Source organism: Pseudoalteromonas sp. DY56-GL79 (genome assembly GCF_041414765.1).
Lineage (GTDB): Bacteria > Pseudomonadota > Gammaproteobacteria > Enterobacterales > Alteromonadaceae > Pseudoalteromonas > Pseudoalteromonas piscicida.
Genome location: NZ_JANHZS010000008.1, coordinates 83,037 through 102,597, shown reverse-complemented (window position 1 = coordinate 102,597; position 19,561 = coordinate 83,037). Strand labels below are relative to the sequence as shown.

Below are 19,561 nucleotides of genomic sequence, written 5' to 3'. Positions count from 1 at the left end.
TTACATTTTGCGTGTGTTTTTTTAACTCCATTTGTAAGCGCTTACATTTGTTGCTGGGAACGCGCTGGGTATTCTTACAGCGTATAGCTAAATAACCTGTTCTGAGAAACGATGAGTTAATCGACTGCTTATCTAAGCCTCAGGTTAAATAATAAAGTTCTTAGTATTCAACCATTTGACAACGACGTTTTGCATCGGGGTAACTGATGAAAATTGCAGCAAGAAAATTAACAAGGCTATGCACCGCAATCTCTGTGGCTATCATAGCGGGATGTGGCGGAAGCGCCGAGACAGAAACTAATTATAAATCCGTTGATACCACAACGCCGGTTTCAGACTGGACGCTAGTGTGGAGCGATGAATTTGATAGCGATGCGATAGACACATCTAAGTGGACGCACGAGGTAAATTGCGACGGCGGTGGCAACAATGAAAAACAGTGTTACACCGACAGTGAACAGAACGCGTTTATTGCCGATGGCATGCTGAATATTGTCGCGACCCCTGCGCAAGCAGGCGCACAACTGCCGTATACCTCGGCAAGATTGAACACCAAATATAAAGCTGATTTTAAGTATGGCAGATTCGAAATGCGGGCCAAGCTACCAAGCGGGCAAGGCAGCTGGCCGGCGTTTTGGATGTTGCCTACGGATGAGGTTTACGGTGGCTGGCCCAAGTCTGGTGAAATAGACATCATGGAAGCGGTAAACCTCAAGGTCGCTAATGAAGACGGCTCGGTTGAATCTAACGTGCATGGCACGCTTCATTACGGCCGTGATTGGCCTAATAATGTTCACACCGGTAAAGCATACACTATACCTGATGGTGTAAATCCAGCCGATGACTTCCATACCTATGCTGTGGAGTGGCAAGAGGGTGAGATCCGTTGGTACGTTGATGGTTATCTCTATGCCACGCAACGTCAATCGGAAGTTCGTTACAACTCAAAGCAAGAAGCGGTTGGTTTAAAACACCGTGGATGGTTTGCTGAATACTACGAGCAAGGCTCAGGCGAGCTGGTTACTCATTGGGATAGTGCGCCTTTTGATCAACAGTTTCACCTTATCTTAAACCTTGCCGTTGGCGGTGATTGGCCTGAAAACGTTAATAATAAAGGTATCGACTCGGACGCCTTTGTGAACGGACAATCGTTTGTGGTTGACTATGTCAGAGTGTATGAATGCGGCTCTAACCCTGAAACGGGCAAAGGATGTGAAACGGTGCGTCCAGGCTACGACGACCTTGAGGATGCGTTAGTCGAAGGCGAAGCACCTATTCCGTCGCCACCTTCTTCGGGTACCGCTAAAAACCTAACCATCTTTGATGATAATTTTAATGTTAACTGGCCAGCTTGGGATTGTTGTGGTGGCTCTACGCCTGCATTGGTTGCAGACGAAAGCCGTGGCAATGTTGTTGAGTTTGTGGTCGGTGAGACGCCAACCGTAAATGGCTTTACCAGCCGTGCCGAATTTATCACAGAACCAAGCGGTAAAGCCTCGCCATTTGATGCAACAAGCATGCTAGAAGCAGGCTATATTCGGTTCGATATGCAAGTGACACAAATGCCTTCAGATCCAAGCGCAGCATGGAAATTTAAAGTTGAAAGCCAAGGTGCTTCTAGCGCTGCTGAACTCGATCTTTTTGCAAGCGTTGAAGGGCAATCACCAGCTGCAGGCGAATGGCAAACTTATACCTTCCCACTACAGCAGTTGGCTGACGCGGGACTTGATGTGTCAGCCATTGATGTAGTGATGATCTTCCCAGCATGGGGAGCCGGAAATGGTGCTATCTATCGTGTTGATAAGGTTGAGATTGCACAGGATACAAACTTACCTTCGTTGACCTTATTTGAAAATGCTATTAACGCTGAGTGGCCGCTTTGGGATTGTTGTGGTGGCTCGACACCGACTGAAGTCTCTGACGATGCAACGCATGGTATTGTTGCTGAATTCACGATTGGTGACACACCAACGGTAATGGGGTTCTCGTCTCGAACAGAAGTGGGTGGAGCCGGAAAACCGTTTGATGCAACTGCAATTTTAGCAGGTGGCGTAGTACAGTTTGAGATGAAAGTCATGAGCTTACCGTCAACTCCTGATACCCCTTGGCTACTTAAAATTGAGTCTGACAATGCCGCGAGTGCGGTTGAGCTACCACTATCTGAATCACAAGAGGGTGTAGCGCCACAGGCCGGTGAGTGGCAAACCTATACTTTCTCAATTGAAGCTTTGGCTCAGGCTGGTCTTGATCCAAGTGCAATTGATGTGGTGATGATTTTCCCAGCTTGGGGCTCAGGTAGCGGTGCGGTTTATCGTGTTGATAACGCAAAAATTTTTCATCCTGACGGTGGTAAGGCGAGTGGCGGTCTAAGCTTATTTAAAGATCAAGCTGCTGAGCAGTGGTCAATTTGGGATTGTTGTGGTGGCTCTACACCCACAATAGAAGTAGACGAAGATGCAGCCCATGGTCAAGTTGCGCAATTTGTTATTGGTGCAACCCCAACCGTGATGGGTTTTTTAGCGGATGATGATGTCTATTATGATGCTTCCCATTTACTAGAAACTGGCGTAGTTAAGTTTGATATGAAGGTGACTTCAATACCAGCAAATATCGACGCTCAATGGCTATTTAAAATTGAGTCAAATGATGCCAGTGCAGCGGTAGAGCTTGCTCTTAACCAAAGCGCTGAAGGTAAAGCTCCAGAAGTTGGCAAATGGCAAACTTATACTTTTCCACTGCAAGCTTTGTACGATGCTGGACTCGATATTAGTGCCATTGATGTCTTGATGGTATTCCCCAGCTGGGGAATGGGCGAAGGCGCCGTTTACCGCATAGACAATGTTGAAATCGTCAGTCAATAAGCCAGTGTGGATCGCCAATAGTGTTTTGAACTCGGTGATCCAGCAGCAAGAATAGAATCGCAGGGCAGTCATGAATAACAAACAATTCAATAAAAGTAAGCTTGCCGCTCAGTTGTCGCTAGCAATAGCGATGAATGCGGGAATGGTCAGCATAGCTCAAGCAGAAGAGCAACAAACAGCCGAAAAAGTCGAAGTGATCGAAGTGAAAGGGATCCGCGGAAGTTTGATCCGTTCAATGGATTTAAAGCGCTCCGCATCGGGGGTTATGGATGCCATTTCTGCAGAGGAAATGGGGAAATTTCCAGATACCAATCTAGCCGAGTCTTTACAACGGATCACTGGTGTTTCGGTCAGCCGCGCCAACGGCGAAGGCAGCCAAATTACCGTACGTGGCTTTGGGCCTGATTTTAACTTGGTGACATTAAATGGTCGCCAAATGCCGGCACAGGTAATACTCGTTCGTATAACTTGGAAAACCTAGCCGCAGAAGGCGTGAGTGCGCTTGAGGTATATAAAACCGGACGTGCTGATGTACCCAGTGGCGGTTTAGGGGCTTTAGTCAACATTGTCACGGCTAAACCTCTACAACGCCCAGGGCAGCACTTTAGTGCTACAGCAAAGGCGATTGTTGATACCTCTAACGAAGCGGGAGATGATGTTACACCTGAGGTTTCCGCGGTTTACAGTAATACCTTTGCCGATGAAACCTTTGGTTTTGGGTTTTCCTTCTCCCATCAGCAACGTGACTTTCAAAAGCAGCAAGCCAACATTCAAGGCTGGCAGGCCAATGTTGATCTACCTGATTTAGACCCGTCTAAAATCATTGATGGCCGTGCTGAAGATGCCGAGGGTAATAAAGTCGGAAATTACTTTTTTCCAAAAGACATGAACTACGGCATTGAAGATCTAGAGCGAGAAAGAACAAACGGTCAAGTTACCTTTCAATATGCACCAACCAACGGTTTCATTGCTACCTTAGATTATACGGCCAGCCTTGCCGTAACTGGCTCTAATACGGTGGGGTGGGGTATTTGGAATGAGTTTGGCGGTAACATTAACGCCTATGAGTTAGATGCTAATGGCACCGCGGTTTATGCCGATATCGGCGGTAATGATGCGTCGTTCACTGCAAATAGAAATACGACGGAAGTTGAGGCGCGTTCACTTGGCTTAAATCTGGACTGGCAAATTAATGATAATTGGCATGTAGAGCTTGATTATCACGACTCAAAAAACGAAACCGATAATGGCGCAGATAAAGGCTTGGGTAGTGATGGTCAAATCATCTTAGGCTCAGATCAGTTGCTCACTAAGATTTATGATTATCGGCAGGGCGAAGTGCCGCATGCAAATGTGCTTTGGAAAAATGGCACGAACGAACTCATGGCAAGTGAAATTGATTCTAACTTTAGCCAATTTATCCATTCTCCCGGAGAGGCGACAGTCGAGCAGTTACAACTTGACGCCACTTGGTTTAACGACAGTTTTGATATTGGCCTAGTCAGTGTGCAGTTTGGTGCAGCTCGCACTGAACAGTCAACTGGGGGATATGAAGCGTGGAGTGGTCTACGAGGAGGACCGGGTTTTAACCCTTCGTTTAAAGAAATTTTCCCAGATAGCATGTTTACGCGCCATGAAACTGGCGATTTGCTAGATCAATTTGCTGGTGGTGGCAGTGACTTACAGCCGGGGTATTACTATACCTATGACTTTGATGAAGCTATTGCAAGGCAGCTTGCGTATCTTACAGAAGATGTGATCGGTGCCGACTACTACTCGGCGGACGCCTATTTTGATGGCATTGACAGCCAAAGTAGAGTTGATGAAACCACTGACAGCATCTACTTGCAATCCAAATGGGAGTTTGAATTTTCTGACTACTTTGTGCAGATCAACGCAGGCCTGCGTTATGAACAAACGGATGTGACAAGCGTGGTGCGTCAGCGTGTGGAAACGCAAGTGAATTGGGACAGTCCATCTGAATGGATTATGCAATACGCTGCAGGCGGTGATGACAATTTCTTAACGCAGGAAGGGGAATACGACATTCTATTGCCGATGATCGATGTGCGTTTTGATATCACCGAAGATTTAATTGCACGAGCGTCTTGGGGCAAAACAATGTCGCGTGCGCCGCTTAGTAATCTTGCGGGTGGCAGAAGTTTGTCAGGCAGCCCAAAACCGGGAGCGAGAACTGGCTCTCGAGGCAATACTAATCTATTACCGTTTGAGTCGACAAACCTAGATTTTTCACTTGAATATTATTACAACGAAGGAAGTTACGCATCACTTGGCTACTTCAAAAAAGAGGTCGATAACTTTATTCAAACCACAATCACGCAAACCACCATTGAAGGTCTTTACGATATTTATAATGGTCCAAGGTATAAACAAGCGATTGCAGACATTGAAGCCCGTGGAGAGCAGGCGACTAGTGATGCCATTTTTGCGCAAATGCTCGCCAATGGTCACGGTAATGCCGAGGGCAAAATTGAACCAAGCAGTGACGATCCTTTGATGGTATGGAACATCAGCCAGCCACAAAATACCGATAGTAAATCGGTTGATGGTTTTGAAGTGGCGGTACAGCACTTATTTGGTGAAACGGGATTCGGCCTTGGTGTAAACGCAACTTTTGTTGATGGCGATGTTGAGTTTGATAGTGAAAGCCTAGTGCAGCAAGCACCGCTGACGGGCTTGAGTGACTCGGCTAACTTCCAAGCATTTTACGAAAAAGACGGGTTATCGGTGAAGTTAACCTACGCATGGCGTGACGCTTATCTAATCGGGGTAGGTCAAGCGCAAGGCTCGGCAGATGCACCACCGCAATATGCCAAGTCTTACGGTCAATGGGACGTTAGTGTGAATTACGATATTGATGAGCAGTTTACGGTGTTCTTTGAAGGTATTAACTTAAACAATGAAACTGAGCAAGGGTATGGTCGTTATGAAGAGCAGTTCTTATTTGCTCGTCAATACGGTCCGAGATACTCGGTTGGTGTGAGGTACACTTTTGAGTGATCCCTTGCGCATCCGTTCACTAATACCAATTTCACTTAATTAAGCAAATTGATATAAAAATGCAGACCGATGAGTCTGCATTTTTTTGGCCCTAATTCAGTAGGTGCGACTTTATGCCGCACTCATTCAAGCGCATATTGCATAGGGTAACGATGAGGCTGAGTTCGAAGAAAAGTATCAGTGATAAATTCAGTATGCCACTCCCACCTATCGCATATTACTTTGTAAATTCATGACTTAGTGTGATGATGCGGTGAGTAAGATTCGTACGAGTGTTTGCGGGGTTGATGTTTTGGACAATTATTTGCTGTTTGTAGGTGTCGCTTTAGCGACAATTTTATTACCTGGGCCTGCGGTGATGCTGACTATCAATAACTCAATTCAAAGAGGCTTTACCAAGTCTTTAGCTGGTATTTGTGGTGTCGCGCTCGGGATTTTGATTGTCGCCGCGGTATCGGCATCAAGTTTAGGTGTGATCTTAGCCAGTTCGGTATTGGCATTTACGGTCGTTAAATTTATTGGCGCTGCATATCTCTTCTATTTAGGCTACAAAGTGTGGCGAACTAAAGGCGAGAGTAAAATAGGCAAGTCTATTGCTGCAAGTACGATGAAAAAGTGCTTTTTAGAAGGCTTTTTTGTTTCGATCACCAATCCTAAGGCTGTTATCTTCTTTATGTCTATCTTTCCGCAATTTATCAATGTGGAAAATGCCTTTATGCCGCAATTTATGTTGCTGGTTTTTACCTTTAGCCTGCTGGTGTTTATGGTGCATATTTCTTATGCGGTGTTTTCTGGCCTTGCTAAGGCTAAATTGTCGTCACCTAAGAGCATGACGATGATGAACAAAGTGAGCGGTGGCGTGTTTTTTGGGTTTGGCGCCGGTTTAGTTGCCGCCGGTAAGTAGTTTGAGTGACTTAAAAAATGTAAGCATACTCCCTTTTTCTCGCAAACAGTTAAAGGGAGCAAAGCTTGAGTTCGGCATCGCTTAGCTCCGAACTGCAGCTGCAGGCTTACTCGCCTTAGTGCGACTGGTTGGGTTACTTAGATTTGAATAAGCGCTTGAAGCACTCATTAAGCCAAAACAACCCAAAGTTGTTAATATGCCAATGACGACGTAAATAATAAAATCGATTACCATGATGTTGCTCATATCTAGTTCCTCTCCGTTGGTACAATGTGCATTAAATTCTGTGGGTTTCTACGTGTGATTCGATGACACGGAAACTCTGTGGGACCTCAAACTGAGGCATTAAGTTAAAAACAATCGCTGGGTACTTAAACTTTCTGTTTCTTGATGCGCTTGTAGGGCTTAAACAAGTGATATAAAGTGGTTCGCCATCCAAATTAAAATGAAAATTATTGCTGCAATCTGACGATTGAGAATGTGGCCCTCTGGGAGTGCTCTGCGAAACTAGGTTTTGCAATTCCTGCAGTTTACGCCAAACAGACTTATTAAAGTCGCTGTCATCTAAGTGTTGGCTCTGCTCAAAAACCGCCACAAACGCGGCGCTTTTCATGTTGTCAAAATCTACCTTTTCGACAAAAGAATAGAGACTGGTTATTAAACTGAAGTTGTTGTGTCTTGAAGTGAGATCGCCAAAACCTAAAACCTCAACATGGTTAAACGCTAACTCGGCTCTATTACCACCACAAATACATGGAAATTGCTGCTTGTTCACAAAATCAATAAAACTGTCTTGCAGCTCGGGTTGTGGTGTCATGTTTTATGCTCCTAGTGTTGTTATTTGCGCTAGTTGGTTTTGGTGTTTTCCAATGCTGAGTCGCGAAATGCATCTACATTGTTTATCTATCACTATGTAAGCAAGGCTCGAACCACAAATTTAAATGTTTAACTTATTGAATTTAATTGGTTTTCAATCTTCGTGTTTTAATGGGGTAAATTTTTCACGTTTTATTCAGGTAAGAAGTACACGGTTGTAAAAATTGGTAACGGTGGGGTTTTCGCTCCGGGCAAGGTTTACCTCGGTTCGTTGTTACTGCCCGAGTAAAGGTAAGTTTTTGAGGTTTTTATAGTCCATTGCAATGGTTATACAGCGGTAGAGTAGCGCTGCTGGCATGTCTTCTTCTAGTTTAAGGACAATCGCTCGGTTGCCATCAAACTGTAGCTCGTCGGAAAATAGTACTCTAAATGTATCAACTAGCTTCGTTTGACAGTGAAAATAAAGGTGATAGTTAGTAGGCGTTTTGGCTTTCCAAGCCATACGGAAAGGACTACCCGATTTAACAGTAAAGCTTAACTCTCCCCACTTTATTGCCTCAATCACCGCGCCAAAGTTTTGCTCACTGGCAACCTGCATAACGAGATTACGCAGTGCCCTGATTTTTGCTTGCGCAGCAGGTGGGTAGGTACTAATCACTTGTTCGGCTATGTTTGACACTCTGGCTCTTCCTTGATGTTAGCTCATAAAGTAGAGTATTAAATTGAGCAGGCGAGGGCAAGTGCGCTCTTGGTGTGGCTTTTTAAATCGCTTGTTTGTGCCCTGTAAAAAGAATAAACGCGCGCATCAGACAATTGGCTTATCTTAGATCTCTTAAATTCTAGTCCACATTAAAGTGGCTTCATGAGACACTAAAAAACGATGTGAACACGGCCTCGTGCCCACATCGTGTTAAGGGGACTAATTGCAGCTTAGTGTTGGTGATGCTTCTGAAGAGATCTGTATCTCAGACAGCGTTACCTCCAGTATCCCGGCGGTTGAAAGCTCGAAAGGGACAACGGTTTTAGTGAAGTCCATGCCTTGGGCTGTAAAGCAATTGAGGTCAATGCTTAGTGATTGCCACTTGGCCAAAGGCATCGCTTGAAGTTGCTTAGCAATATCGATTTTTGCGGTGCATGAGCCGTTTGCATCCGCTTCGCCTTCACAGCTCATCGCCACCCAAACCGGTTTATCTGGCGCTGCATCAACTTGTACTTTAAAAGTAAGGGCGCTCTCGGTTGGAACACTTGGGCTGATGTCTTCCCTAAAGTAGCTTTCACTGGCGAGTCTAAAGCCGCTGCGTCGACTACCGTCAAAAAGTAGCTCAATGGCATCTTCTTGTACTTCTCTGTCCGTTGTGCGGTAGCTAATACCACCGAGCGTATGGGTGTTGGCATTTATCAGTTGATTTTCGGCACTGCTGTATAAATGGCCTTGCCAAGGTTTATTGATTGATCTTACCAGCAAGTCTACACCGCTGGCGAAATTTGCCTGAGTTTGTATTTGCTCTGGTAAATTATCTGCGAGTACATTTTGGTCTGAATAACGTAAGCCAAAACCATAAGGTAAAAGTGGCTCGTAATTTTTATCTTGGTAATTTACGATTTGTGTCGGCATTTTTGGCCAAGAGTAACTAAGCTTGCCAGTAAAATCATGCTTAACTTGGCCGTTTTTGTCGGCGAGTAATACGTCGCTTATACCAATTCCTTCAGACCCCGGTAACCATGCCGCCACAAATGCATCTGATGCGTTGAGTTCAGGGTTTACCCACATTGGGCGGCCACTGATGAACACCGCCACCGTAGGAATTCCTGCTTGTTTAAAGCGTTTGAGTAATGCAAGATCAGATTTATCAGACGGCTTGTATTCAAGTGTTGCTCTATCACCGTGGCCTTCTGCATAGGGATCTTCGCCAAATACCACAATAGCAACGTCAGGCTTATCTTCGAAATCACCGCTAGTACTTAATGTGACGGTGCCACCAGCCGCTTCTGCTTGCTGCTTTATACCATCATAAATAGAAGTACCGCCCGGGAAGTCAGCATTGGTGTTGTTGGTACCTTGCCAAGTAATACTCCAACCGCCCGATTGTTTGCCGATATTGTCGGCACCATCGCCTGCTAACAAAATATGTTGGTTTGGTTTAAGTGGTAATAGCTGATCTTTGTTTTTGAGTAAAACCAGTGACTCACGTACGGCTTGGCGCGCGACTTTACGGTGCGACTCTGAGCCAATGATTTCTGAGTTGCCAGCCAATGGACGATTTGCAGGACTTGGTTTTTCAAAAAGTCCCGCACGGAGTTTAACTCTTAAAATACGACTTACTGCATCATCAATGCGAGACTGCGCGATAGCACCGCTTTTTGCTTGCGCAAGCGTATTGTTGTACAAGGCTTTCCAGTCGTTCGGGGCCATGACGATATCAATGCCGGCATTAATGGCCTCTGCGCAGCTGTCGTTCGTACAACCTTTTATTTGGCCGTGACCATTCCAATCGCTCACCACAAAACCATCAAAATTCATTCGCTCTTTGAGCACTTGGGTAAGCAAATAATGGCTGCCATGCACTTTTTCGCCATGCCAACTGTTAAACGACGCCATCACCGATTGTGCTCCGGCTTCAAGTCCACCTACGTAGCCTTGAGCGTGAAGTGCAATTAATGCTTTTTCAGAGGCGATGTTGTCGCCTTGGTCGTCGCCATTGACCGTGCCCCCATCGCCGACAAAATGCTTTACAGTGCTGAACACGCGGTTCTTACCAAGAAAGTCCGCCTTAGGGTCGCCCTGTAAGCCTTTAACAATAGCGCTGGAGTACGCTTTTACGATGTCGGGATGCTCCGAGTATCCTTCATAGGTGCGTCCCCAGCGATCATCACGCACCACCGCGACCGTAGGGGCAAAGATCCAATCAATTCCGGTGGCTAACACTTCTTTTGCGGTAATGTGGGCGATTTTCTCGATGAGATCTGGATTATTTGCCGCGCCAAGGCCAATGTTATGTGGAAATAGCGTAGCGCCAATGACGTTATTGTGGCCATGAACCGCATCCGTTCCCCACATGGTAGGAATTGTGCTGCCATCTAGGCTATCGTCAATCGATGCCTGATAAAGCGCTTCGGCAAGTTTGACCCAATCTGCAGGCGTTGCATGTTTGTTGTTGTAAGGAAATGCGCCGCCGCCATTGAGATATGAGCCGAATCCGTACTCTCGCATTTCTGCGACGGTAATATTTCGAATCTCAGGCTGGATCATCTGCGCAATTTTTTGCTCTAGGGTCATCTTAGCGAGTATCGACCGAACTCTTTCTTCTAGATTGTTATCGGTTTCGATAGCAGGAGTCAGCGCTGGCCAGTTTTCCACTTGGCGAGCTGCATCAACACTGGTTTTATTTGGGCTTTCGCTACATCCTGTTAAGGTTGCGATAGCCATTGCAAGACTTAGCATGGTTATTTTCGTTTTCATGTCTTAATTACTCTTGAAACGCTGGGGAGTTGCGCCTTTTAATCCAAAGTAGGCGATGTAGATATAGCATAAAGCAGGCAGTAAGAATGACAGCTGCAGATTGATTCCGTCTGCTAGCATCCCTTGAAATAGCGGGATTACTGCACCGCCGACAATAGCAAGACAGAGAATACCAGAGCCTTGTGCCGTTTGTTTTCCAAGCCCATTCAACGATAAGCTAAAGATAGTCGGGAACATCACGGAGTTACAAAGCCCGACCGCCAAAATGCTCCAAAGGGCGAGCTGACCGCTGCTAAATACTGCGATAAGGACTAATGCAAATGCACAGGCTGCATTAAAGGTAAGCACGGTTCGACCCGATATTTTCTGCATTACTAACGCGCCAATAAAGCGTCCGACCATGGCTCCACCCCAATAATATGCGATGAGCTTTGCGGCTTGGGCTTCGGTCATGTTGCCAATGTCCGGTTGATGTAAGAAGCTAACGAGTGTTGAGCCAATCGCCACTTCAGCCCCAACATAAACGAAAATGCCGATTGCACCAAGCACCAAATGTTTATGCTGCCATGCCTTGATTTCACCTGTGGTGACTTCCTCAGTAGTACTACTTAGCTGAGGAAGTTTGATAAAGGCAAAGATCAAAGCCAATGACGCGAGCATGGCTGCCAACATTAAGTAAGGCAGTTGGATTGCGCTGGCATTGCCCACCTCAACTGTGCTTCCCTCACTGAAGATGAGCATGGCGCCAAAAAATGGGGCGACAGTCGTACCAAGAGAGTTAAAGGCTTGGGTCATGGTGAGTCGTGCAGGGGCAGTTTCGGGAGAGCCAAGTACACTAACAAACGGGTTAGCAGCAACTTGTAGCACTGTGATCCCTGCCGCTAGTACAAATAGCGCGAATAAAAACACGCCGTAGATACCACTTTCAGCCGCTGGGTAAAAAAGCACACAACCAACGCCTGCGGTAAGTAATCCAGTTACAATGCCTTTTTGATAGCCTATTTTTCCAACCAATTTGCCAGCTGGCACCGAAACAACAAAATAGGCGCTAAAAAAGCAAAATTGGATCAGCATCGCTTGAGTGTAATTAAGCTCAAACGCGCCTTTGAGGTACGGAATTAAAATATCATTCAAACATGTGATGAAACCCCACATAAAAAATAGTGAGGTGAGGGCCCCCAAAGCAAATCGGTACTGGCCAGTATGGCCCGTAGCGATTGCTGCTGAAACCTGTGATTGAGACGGTACGCTCACGACAAACTCCTAGTTGATTTTTTTTGGTAAAGCGCTTACATTTATAAAAATGAAAGCGCTTACATTTTTAATGATGATTGCAGAAAGCGAACACGAATTCAAATAAAAAATGTTTTTGCCTTGCACAGTCACTAACACAACACGCTCGTACCTTGGCGTGAACACATAACTTGGAACGATTAACCATGAATAAAATTATCCTGCCAACACACTCGGCCATGTTGAAGGCAGACTATATTTTCGGCGTTGCGACTTCGTCATTTCAAATCGAAGGTGAGCGGCGTGGGCGTTGTGAGTCAATTTGGGATAGGTTTTGTGAACATGATGGCGCGATAAAGGATAGTAGTAACGGTGATATTGCCTGTGAGCATATATCCAGGTGGCAGCAAGATGTTGAGCTCATAACCAGTTTGGGGGTTGACGCCTATCGCCTTTCTATTTCTTGGCCAAGAGTAATGAATGATGATGGCACGGTTAACGATGCTGGACTTTCATTTTACCAACAATTGGTCGATGCGTTGGTTGCGAAAGGCTTAAAAGTGTTTGTCACGCTCTATCACTGGGATTTGCCACAAGCGCTTGAGAATAAGGGCGGTTGGCTGAATCGAGAAACGGCTGTAGCATTTGCACGGTATACCGAGGTGGTATGTAAAGCACTAGGCGATAAAGTGTATGCGTACACCACGTTAAATGAACCATTTTGTAGTGCACATTTGGGGTATGAATTAGGTATTCATGCACCGGGTTTGCGCTCCCAAGCGGCGGGAAGACAAGCAGCTCATCACCTGCTTCTTGCTCACGGCTTAGCGATGCAAGTACTAAGAGCGCATTGCCCAAATAGCCTTCTTGGAGTCGTGTTGAATTTTGCCAATGCGGATCCTGTGTCTACAGCGCATTGTGACGTGGAAGCGGCAAAAATCGCGGATGATTACTGTAATCACTGGTATATCAAGCCTATTCTTGAAGGGCAGTACCCAGATTTACTTGCCCAGCTTCCAAGGGACGTACAACCAGATATTTTAGCTGGAGATTTAGAGATTATTGCTGCGCCCATTGATTATCTTGGCGTGAACTATTATACCCGAAATATTTATCAATCTGATGGTAATGGATGGTATGAACAAGTTGAGCCTAGTGCAGAAACGCTCACTACAATGGGCTGGGAAGTCGTGCCAGACTCTTTTTGTGCATTGCTTCGGGAGTTACATGCTGAGTACCAATTGCCACCACTTTATATCACAGAAAATGGTGCGGCCTTTGACGACAAAATGGAAAATGGCGAAGTATTAGACGCGCAAAGACTGGCTTACTTCCAATCTCATCTGCTCGCAGTTAATCAAGCAATGGAGCAGGGCGTTGATATTCGTGGCTACTTTGCATGGAGTTTAATGGATAATTTCGAATGGGCAGAGGGGTATACGCAACGCTTTGGTATTGTGCACGTTGATTATCATACTCAGCAAAGAACCTTAAAGGCGAGTGCAAAAGCCTACCAAACGATGCTGCTTGAGCGTAAATCAAGTGTCTAAAACTATGCGCATTTTGAGCCAAAATTGGTATAGTGCGCAGATACAACTGATGGAATAAAAGTAATAGATATGGCAACGATTTACGAAGTCTCAAAAGCTGCGGGGGTATCATTAGCCACGGTGTCACGGGTGATGAATGGCAATGCAAAGGTGAGTGACAAAACCAAAGAGAAGGTGCTCGCGGCAATGTCAGAGTTAGGTTATAAACCTAACGCCATCGCGCAATCTTTGGCTTCTAACCGCAGTAACAGTGTGGGGCTTATGGTATCTGAGCTACACGGCTCTTTCTTTGGTGACATGATGAGTACTATAGAGAGCACGCTGAGAACGGCGGGTAAACATGCCATTATTGCTGCGGGCCACAGTGATGAAGAAAAAGAACAACAAGCCATCGAATTTTTATTGGACAGGCGCTGCGATGCCTTAATTGTTCATGCTGAAGCTGTCAGTGATGACTATCTCATTGAGCTTGCGGGACGAGATGTAGAACTGGTGCTAGTGAACCGCCACATTCCTGAGTTGGCGGAGCGCTGTTTTTATACTGACAACGAACTGGGTGGATACCTAGCGACTGAGGCACTATTGCAGTGCGGACATCGAGATATTGCGTATATCAGTGGACCGTTATTTAAGCTTGACGCCAAAGCGCGTTTAGCTGGTCATCAAAAAGCCTTAGCTGAATACAATGTGTCATTTGATCCTAAGCTTTCATTTGAAGGCGGCTATCATGAAACCGATGGCATCGCGGGGTTTAATCATTTAATGCAAACAGGGCAACGTTTTAGCGCCTTGGTTTGCGCAAACGATGAGATGGCATCAGGTGCGATGACTGCGGCTAGAGAAGCTGGACTTGATGTTCCATCAGCGCTTTCCGTTGTAGGTTTTGACGATGTGTTATTTACCAAATATCTTTATCCAAAACTTACCACCATAGATAACCCTATTCGTAAAATGGGCAATGCGGCCGCGCGTTGGGTACTTAAGCATGTGTATAAAGAGAAGCACCAACCCGATGTGGAAAATCTCTACCCACCAACCTTAATCTTGCGCGATTCTATCGCCGTAAAAGCAGAGTAATAAGCGATGACCAGCCTGTCGATATCCAATGCATTGAAGTACACCTTAATTGTATCGTTAGGCGGGTTTATTTTTGGCTTTGATGCGTCGGTGATTTCGGGCGCAATTGGGTTTATCAGCGAGGCCTTTAAGCTCACCCCATGGCAGCAAGGGATAGTAGTGAGTGCGCCTACCTTAGGAGGGTTGGTCGCAACACTTATTGCAGGGCCAGTGGCTGATGCCATTGGCCGTAAGCAAACATTGCTGATGACCGCGTGTTTGTATTTTGTCTCCGCGATTGGCTCGGCTTTTGCGACTTCGTTTGAAGCATTGGTGATTGCGCGTTTTATTGGTGGAATGGCATTTTGCTCCTTGATGGTGGCGCCCATGTATATTGCTGAGATCAGCTTAGCGGATCAGCGCGGGCGTTTGGTGTCGGTTAACCAGCTCAATATCGTCGTTGGCTTATTTATCTCCTATTTCACTAATTATTTCTTACTTCAGCTCAGTCATAGCGATGAAATGTGGGTGTCTGGTTGGCAAATAGATAGTCAAACATGGCGTTGGATGCTTGGTGTTGAGGCGCTGCCAGCACTGGCTTGGATTTTGTTGTTACTGTTATTGCCACGAAGCCCTCGGTGGTTATTGATGAAGGATCAACCGCTAGAGGCTAAACGCACATTAACGCGATTGTTTGGTAGCAACAATGCACAACAGCAACTTGATGCTATTCAAGCCGCGTTACCTAAACTGCAACTGAGTAGTTTGTCGCTTGCACGCAAAATGGGCAGTTTGTTTAGTAAGCGACTTCGTGTCCCTTTGATGGTAGGCGTTGTGCTTGCCGTCGCGCAGCAAGTCACCGGAATTAATGTGGTGTTTTTTTATGCTCCGACCATTTTTGAGCAAAGTGGTATTGGTACTGATGCTGCATTTATGCAAGCAATTTGGATTGGTCTGATCAATGTGGTTTTTACCATCGTTGCGCTACTGACCATAGATAAACTCGGACGGCGGCCATTGTTGCTCATTGGGTTAACTGGTATTTGCTTTAGTATGGCGCTGTGTAGTTGGGGCTTTAAACAAGCAACTTATCAGCTAAATACAGCGCATATTGCTGAAATTAAAACTGAAGTAGCCGATTTTCCTGTGCATGCTTTAGCACCAATATTAGGCCAGACTTTCACCTCCGATGTTGCATTTAATGACGCAATCAAGCAGCGTTTAACTGCAGATGAGTACCGGCAATACAAGTCAGTGATTTTCGCTCACAGTATTAATATGCCAGCAAAACTGGTTCTGCTTGGGATTTCCCTTTTTGTGGCGTCGTTCGCGATGTCGCTGGGGCCAGTCATGTGGGTAATGTTTTCGGAGATATTTCCAAATGCAATTCGAGCCGTTGCGATTTCTGTTGTCGGTGTGATTAATAATGCCGCCAGTTTTACTGTACAACTAGTGTTTCCGTGGGAGCTTGAATATTTAGGGGCAAGCACCACCTTTTTATTGTACAGCCTGTTTTCATTGCTTTCGTTTGCGCTGGTATTTTTGTTTGTGGAAGAAACCAAAGGTAAGAGCTTGGAGCAGCTAAGCGAAAGTTTGGAAGCAAGAGCAGGTTAGCAAAACTCGCGATAAAATATTTTTCCATGTAATTTTTTTGTAAACGATTTTTCATGTTGGGGATTTATTATCTTCCTTGGACTAGTCCAGAAATTCACATTTAAAGGAAAGATAATGAAATTACCCGTGCTTAGCAGTGCATTACTTGCACTTTCATTTACCGCAAGTGTAGATGCACTTGAAAACAAAGTATTGCTCATTGGTATCGATGGCCTGCAATACGAAAAAATTGCTGCCAATAATACGCCGAACTTTGATCGCCTATATCTAACTCAAGCTTACACTGGCGGGATCGCAAAAACACAAACACAGCAAAAAACCAAAAGTGGCCCAGGTTGGGCGACAATTTTAACTGGGATTTGGGTGAATAAGCATCAAGTGCCGAGCAACGACTCAGGTCTAGCAAACAAAGCCTATCCCAGCCTTTATCGTTACATCGCAGAACATGATGCTAACGCCGATATCTCAAGTTTTAGTACTTGGGGACCCATTCATACGCAATTCTTCAGTGACGATGTTGCCTTGATGGACAGAAGATCGGAGGGAGGTAGCGACGACGATAATTTAAATAAAGCGCTGGCGACATTAAATAACGGCTCACCTGATTTTGTCTTTTTACATTTAGATGAACCGGACGCCGTGGGCCACAGCTTATGCTTTGGTTCTGCCTACAATAAATCGGTAGAAGATGCGGACAAGCGACTGGGTAAACTGCTCGACGCGGTTGAAGCAAGAGAGCAAAACGGTGAGAACTGGTTGGTGATGGTCACGACCGATCATGGCCGTACACCGGTTGTTGGCTGTCATCACGGTGAGCAAACCGAGCCTGAGAAAACCATCTTTATCGCCACCAACAAAGTGCTGAATAAAGAATTTAGCTCAAAAGACGTTAATCCTGCTAATACCGACTTTTCTGGTTTATATGGCTATCCAGCACAAACAGCGATTGTACCGACAATTTTATCTTACATGGGCATTGAAACAAATGTGCTGGCGGGTTTTGAAAGCACGCCGATGTACGGTGACTTGGGAATTCGTAAACTCAATTATGCCAATAAACTATTTACGTGGCTAAATGGTGCGAATGTGCAAACGCGTGTTTATCGAAATAGCCAATTGGTTGAAACATTGCCTGCTGGTGTTGCACAGTGGCAAGATCCGCAGCCCGTATCTGGCATCAATAACTATAGCTTTGAGCAACAGGGTGTATATGTTGGCTATCGCGTTACCGAGCTGAAACTCAGTGCGGCGCATCAGTGGCACAATACTAAAAGCTACTTTTTCTCTGAAGATGCGCGCTACTGGCGTTACGATACTGTGTTAGATAAAACAGATGATGGCTATCCGGTACCGGTGAGCAATGGCAACTGGCCGGGACTTGGCGATTATGCACAACAAATTCGAGCGAGTTTTTATAAAGACAGTGATACGGTGTACTACTTCCTATCGGATGGTCAATACCTGAGCTATGACGTACAGAGCGATAAGGTACGAGCAGGTTACCCTCAAGCAATTGATAACAATACTTGGCCAGGGCTTGCTGCTTACGCAAATAAAATAACCGCAACCCTTCGTTGGACGTCAGATAAGGTGTATTTCTTCCTAGATGATGGTCAATACTTACGCTATGACTTGGGAGATGACCGAGTGGACAGTGGGTATCCCAAGGCTATTAACGATAATACTTGGCCGGGACTTGGTGCCTACGCGACAAAGATAAGTGCAGCATTAAAGTGGAACGACACGCGTGCTTATTTCTTCTTAACTGACGGTCGCCATTTAAGATATAGCGTTACTTTTGACAAAGTGGATGCGGGTTATCCTAAAGCCATTGATAATGGCACTTGGCCCGGGTTGCAGTAAAACCTGCAAAAGTATCGGATCTTGAAGGGAGTGAACAACTCCCTTTGTCATCTTGTTTTATACTTCAATGCGCGTTTTTCAGTTATGCTGTGTGCTCCTCTTTTGACAAGGATAATATTGATGGATTTTAGATCTGATACGGTTACGCAACCGACCCCCGCCATGAAACAAAGCATGTTTGATGCGCCGCTTGGTGACGATGTTTATGGTGATGATCCAACAGTAAATGCACTTGAACAGTTTGCGGCTGAGCGTCATGGTTTTGAGGCTGCGCTATTTACCAGCTCAGGTACGCAAGCAAATCTGCTTGCACTGATGAGCCACTGTGAAAGAGGGGATGAATATCTTTGCGGCCAACAAGCGCACAATTATAAATTTGAGGCGGGTGGTGCGGCTGTGCTTGGGTCTATTCAACCGCAGCCACTAGAAAACGAGGCCGATGGCAGTATTTGCTTAGAAAGAATTAAACAAGCAATTAAACCTGATGATTTTCATTTTGCGAAAACTAAGCTGCTTAGTTTAGAAAACACCATTGGTGGCAAGGTATTAAGTCTAGAATATATCGCACAAGCCAGAGCGCTGTGTGATGAGCGTGGCTTAAAACTTCACCTTGACGGTGCAAGAGTCTATAACGCTGCAGTCGCGTTAAAGGTTGATATCACAGAAATCGTAAAGCATTTTGATTCATTTACTATTTGCTTATCTAAAGGACTTGGTGCGCCGGTTGGCTCTTTATTGCTTGGTGATAAAGCATTGATAGACAAAGCGAGAAGGCTTAGAAAAATGCTTGGTGGTGGTATGCGTCAGGCGGGTATGCTCGCGGCGGCTGGTCTTTATGCTTTGCAACATAATGTAGAGCGTCTCGAGGAAGATCATCAAAACGCGCAATATTTAGCTGAAAAACTTGAGCAACTGCCTGGGTTTAAGCCATGCAAGCACTTGGTACAGACAAATATTATCTTCGCTGAAGTGGAAGCTGGCATTGATCTTTTTGCGGCAGCAAAGCAGTTAAAGGTTAAGGGCATTAATATCACTCCAGGATATCAAGGCATGCGATTTGTGACGCATATGGGGGTGAGCCGCGCCGATGTGGATAAGCTAATAACAGAACTCACTAATTTGTTGATGTGATAGATGTTACACTTCTTTACATCGAATGTATTTCATTTGGGAACGATTACTG

Annotated in this window: 12 protein-coding genes and 1 pseudogene; 8 read left to right on the top strand and 5 right to left on the bottom strand. The window is 45.4% G+C overall.

Features of this window, described 5'->3' with window-relative positions; genetic code table 11:
- Nucleotides 1–206: 206 nt before the first annotated feature.
- The 3 genes and pseudogenes from NO992_RS07545 (at nucleotide 207) to NO992_RS07535 (ending at nucleotide 6,786) form a co-directional block, all read left to right on the top strand.
- Nucleotides 207–2,861: a family 16 glycosylhydrolase gene (locus tag NO992_RS07545; protein ID WP_371375750.1), complete on the top strand. Its 2,655-nt coding sequence runs from the start codon at nucleotides 207–209 to the stop codon at nucleotides 2,859–2,861.
- Nucleotides 2,862–2,931: 70 nt separating this feature from the next.
- Nucleotides 2,932–5,882, top strand: a pseudogene (locus NO992_RS07540) (TonB-dependent receptor).
- Between the two features lie 253 nt (nucleotides 5,883–6,135).
- Nucleotides 6,136–6,786 (top strand): LysE family translocator, encoded by a 651-nt coding sequence (locus tag NO992_RS07535; RefSeq protein ID WP_371375747.1) that lies wholly within the window; start codon nucleotides 6,136–6,138, stop codon nucleotides 6,784–6,786.
- Between the two features lie 81 nt (nucleotides 6,787–6,867).
- Here NO992_RS07535 and NO992_RS07530 read toward each other — a convergent pair whose 3' ends face one another.
- The 5 genes from NO992_RS07530 to NO992_RS07510 form a co-directional block, all read right to left on the bottom strand.
- Nucleotides 6,868–7,032 carry a hypothetical protein gene (locus tag NO992_RS07530; protein ID WP_371375744.1) on the bottom strand — a complete coding sequence of 55 codons (165 nt, stop codon included), beginning with the start codon at nucleotides 7,030–7,032 and terminating at the stop codon, nucleotides 6,868–6,870.
- A 31-nt stretch (nucleotides 7,033–7,063) separates the two neighbouring features.
- A complete protein-coding gene (locus NO992_RS07525; RefSeq protein WP_045964550.1) occupies nucleotides 7,064–7,603 on the bottom strand; it encodes a YqcI/YcgG family protein in 540 nt (179 codons plus the stop codon).
- A gap of 273 nt (nucleotides 7,604–7,876) precedes the next feature.
- Nucleotides 7,877–8,281, bottom strand: a complete 405-nt coding sequence (locus NO992_RS07520; protein WP_371375741.1) for a DUF1801 domain-containing protein — start codon at nucleotides 8,279–8,281, stop codon at nucleotides 7,877–7,879.
- Nucleotides 8,282–8,521: 240 nt separating this feature from the next.
- Nucleotides 8,522–11,062 (bottom strand): exo 1,3/1,4-beta-D-glucan glucohydrolase, encoded by a 2,541-nt coding sequence (locus NO992_RS07515; RefSeq protein WP_371375738.1) that lies wholly within the window; start codon nucleotides 11,060–11,062, stop codon nucleotides 8,522–8,524.
- A 3-nt stretch (nucleotides 11,063–11,065) separates the two neighbouring features.
- On the bottom strand, nucleotides 11,066–12,316 hold the full coding sequence (locus tag NO992_RS07510; protein WP_371375735.1) for a sugar MFS transporter: 1,251 nt from the start codon (nucleotides 12,314–12,316) through the stop codon (nucleotides 11,066–11,068).
- 185 nt (nucleotides 12,317–12,501) lie between these two features.
- Here NO992_RS07510 and NO992_RS07505 point away from each other — a divergent pair, with 185 nt between their 5' ends.
- The 5 genes from NO992_RS07505 to ltaE all read left to right on the top strand — a co-directional run bounded on the left by NO992_RS07505 (nucleotide 12,502) and on the right by ltaE (nucleotide 19,509).
- Entirely contained in the window at nucleotides 12,502–13,845 is a 1,344-nt protein-coding gene (locus NO992_RS07505) for a GH1 family beta-glucosidase (RefSeq protein WP_371375731.1), read from the top strand.
- 69 nt (nucleotides 13,846–13,914) lie between these two features.
- A complete protein-coding gene (locus NO992_RS07500; RefSeq protein ID WP_371375727.1) occupies nucleotides 13,915–14,922 on the top strand; it encodes a LacI family DNA-binding transcriptional regulator in 1,008 nt (335 codons plus the stop codon).
- 6 nt (nucleotides 14,923–14,928) lie between these two features.
- Nucleotides 14,929–16,515 carry a sugar porter family MFS transporter gene (locus tag NO992_RS07495; protein ID WP_371375724.1) on the top strand — a complete coding sequence of 529 codons (1,587 nt, stop codon included), beginning with the start codon at nucleotides 14,929–14,931 and terminating at the stop codon, nucleotides 16,513–16,515.
- A gap of 114 nt (nucleotides 16,516–16,629) precedes the next feature.
- The gene (locus NO992_RS07490) at nucleotides 16,630–18,378 is read left to right on the top strand and encodes a hemopexin repeat-containing protein (protein WP_371375721.1); all 1,749 of its coding nucleotides are present in this window, start codon (nucleotides 16,630–16,632) and stop codon (nucleotides 18,376–18,378) included.
- Nucleotides 18,379–18,498: 120 nt separating this feature from the next.
- A complete protein-coding gene (gene ltaE, locus NO992_RS07485) occupies nucleotides 18,499–19,509 on the top strand; it encodes a low-specificity L-threonine aldolase (protein WP_253105662.1) in 1,011 nt (336 codons plus the stop codon).
- Nucleotides 19,510–19,561 lie beyond the last annotated feature (52 nt).

What these genes read in the sequence shown, in the direction of transcription:
- NO992_RS07545 (WP_371375750.1), top strand. Translation starts at nt 207, where the DNA reads ATGAAAATTGCAGCAAGAAAATTAACAAGGCTATGCACCGCAATCTCT.
- NO992_RS07530 (WP_371375744.1), bottom strand. Translation starts at nt 7,032, where the DNA reads ATGAGCAACATCATGGTAATCGATTTTATTATTTACGTCGTCATTGGC.
- NO992_RS07525 (WP_045964550.1), bottom strand. Translation starts at nt 7,603, where the DNA reads ATGACACCACAACCCGAGCTGCAAGACAGTTTTATTGATTTTGTGAAC.
- NO992_RS07515 (WP_371375738.1), bottom strand. Translation starts at nt 11,062, where the DNA reads ATGAAAACGAAAATAACCATGCTAAGTCTTGCAATGGCTATCGCAACC.
- NO992_RS07505 (WP_371375731.1), top strand. Translation starts at nt 12,502, where the DNA reads ATGAATAAAATTATCCTGCCAACACACTCGGCCATGTTGAAGGCAGAC.
- NO992_RS07500 (WP_371375727.1), top strand. Translation starts at nt 13,915, where the DNA reads ATGGCAACGATTTACGAAGTCTCAAAAGCTGCGGGGGTATCATTAGCC.
- NO992_RS07495 (WP_371375724.1), top strand. Translation starts at nt 14,929, where the DNA reads ATGACCAGCCTGTCGATATCCAATGCATTGAAGTACACCTTAATTGTA.
- NO992_RS07490 (WP_371375721.1), top strand. Translation starts at nt 16,630, where the DNA reads ATGAAATTACCCGTGCTTAGCAGTGCATTACTTGCACTTTCATTTACC.
- ltaE (WP_253105662.1), top strand. Translation starts at nt 18,499, where the DNA reads ATGGATTTTAGATCTGATACGGTTACGCAACCGACCCCCGCCATGAAA.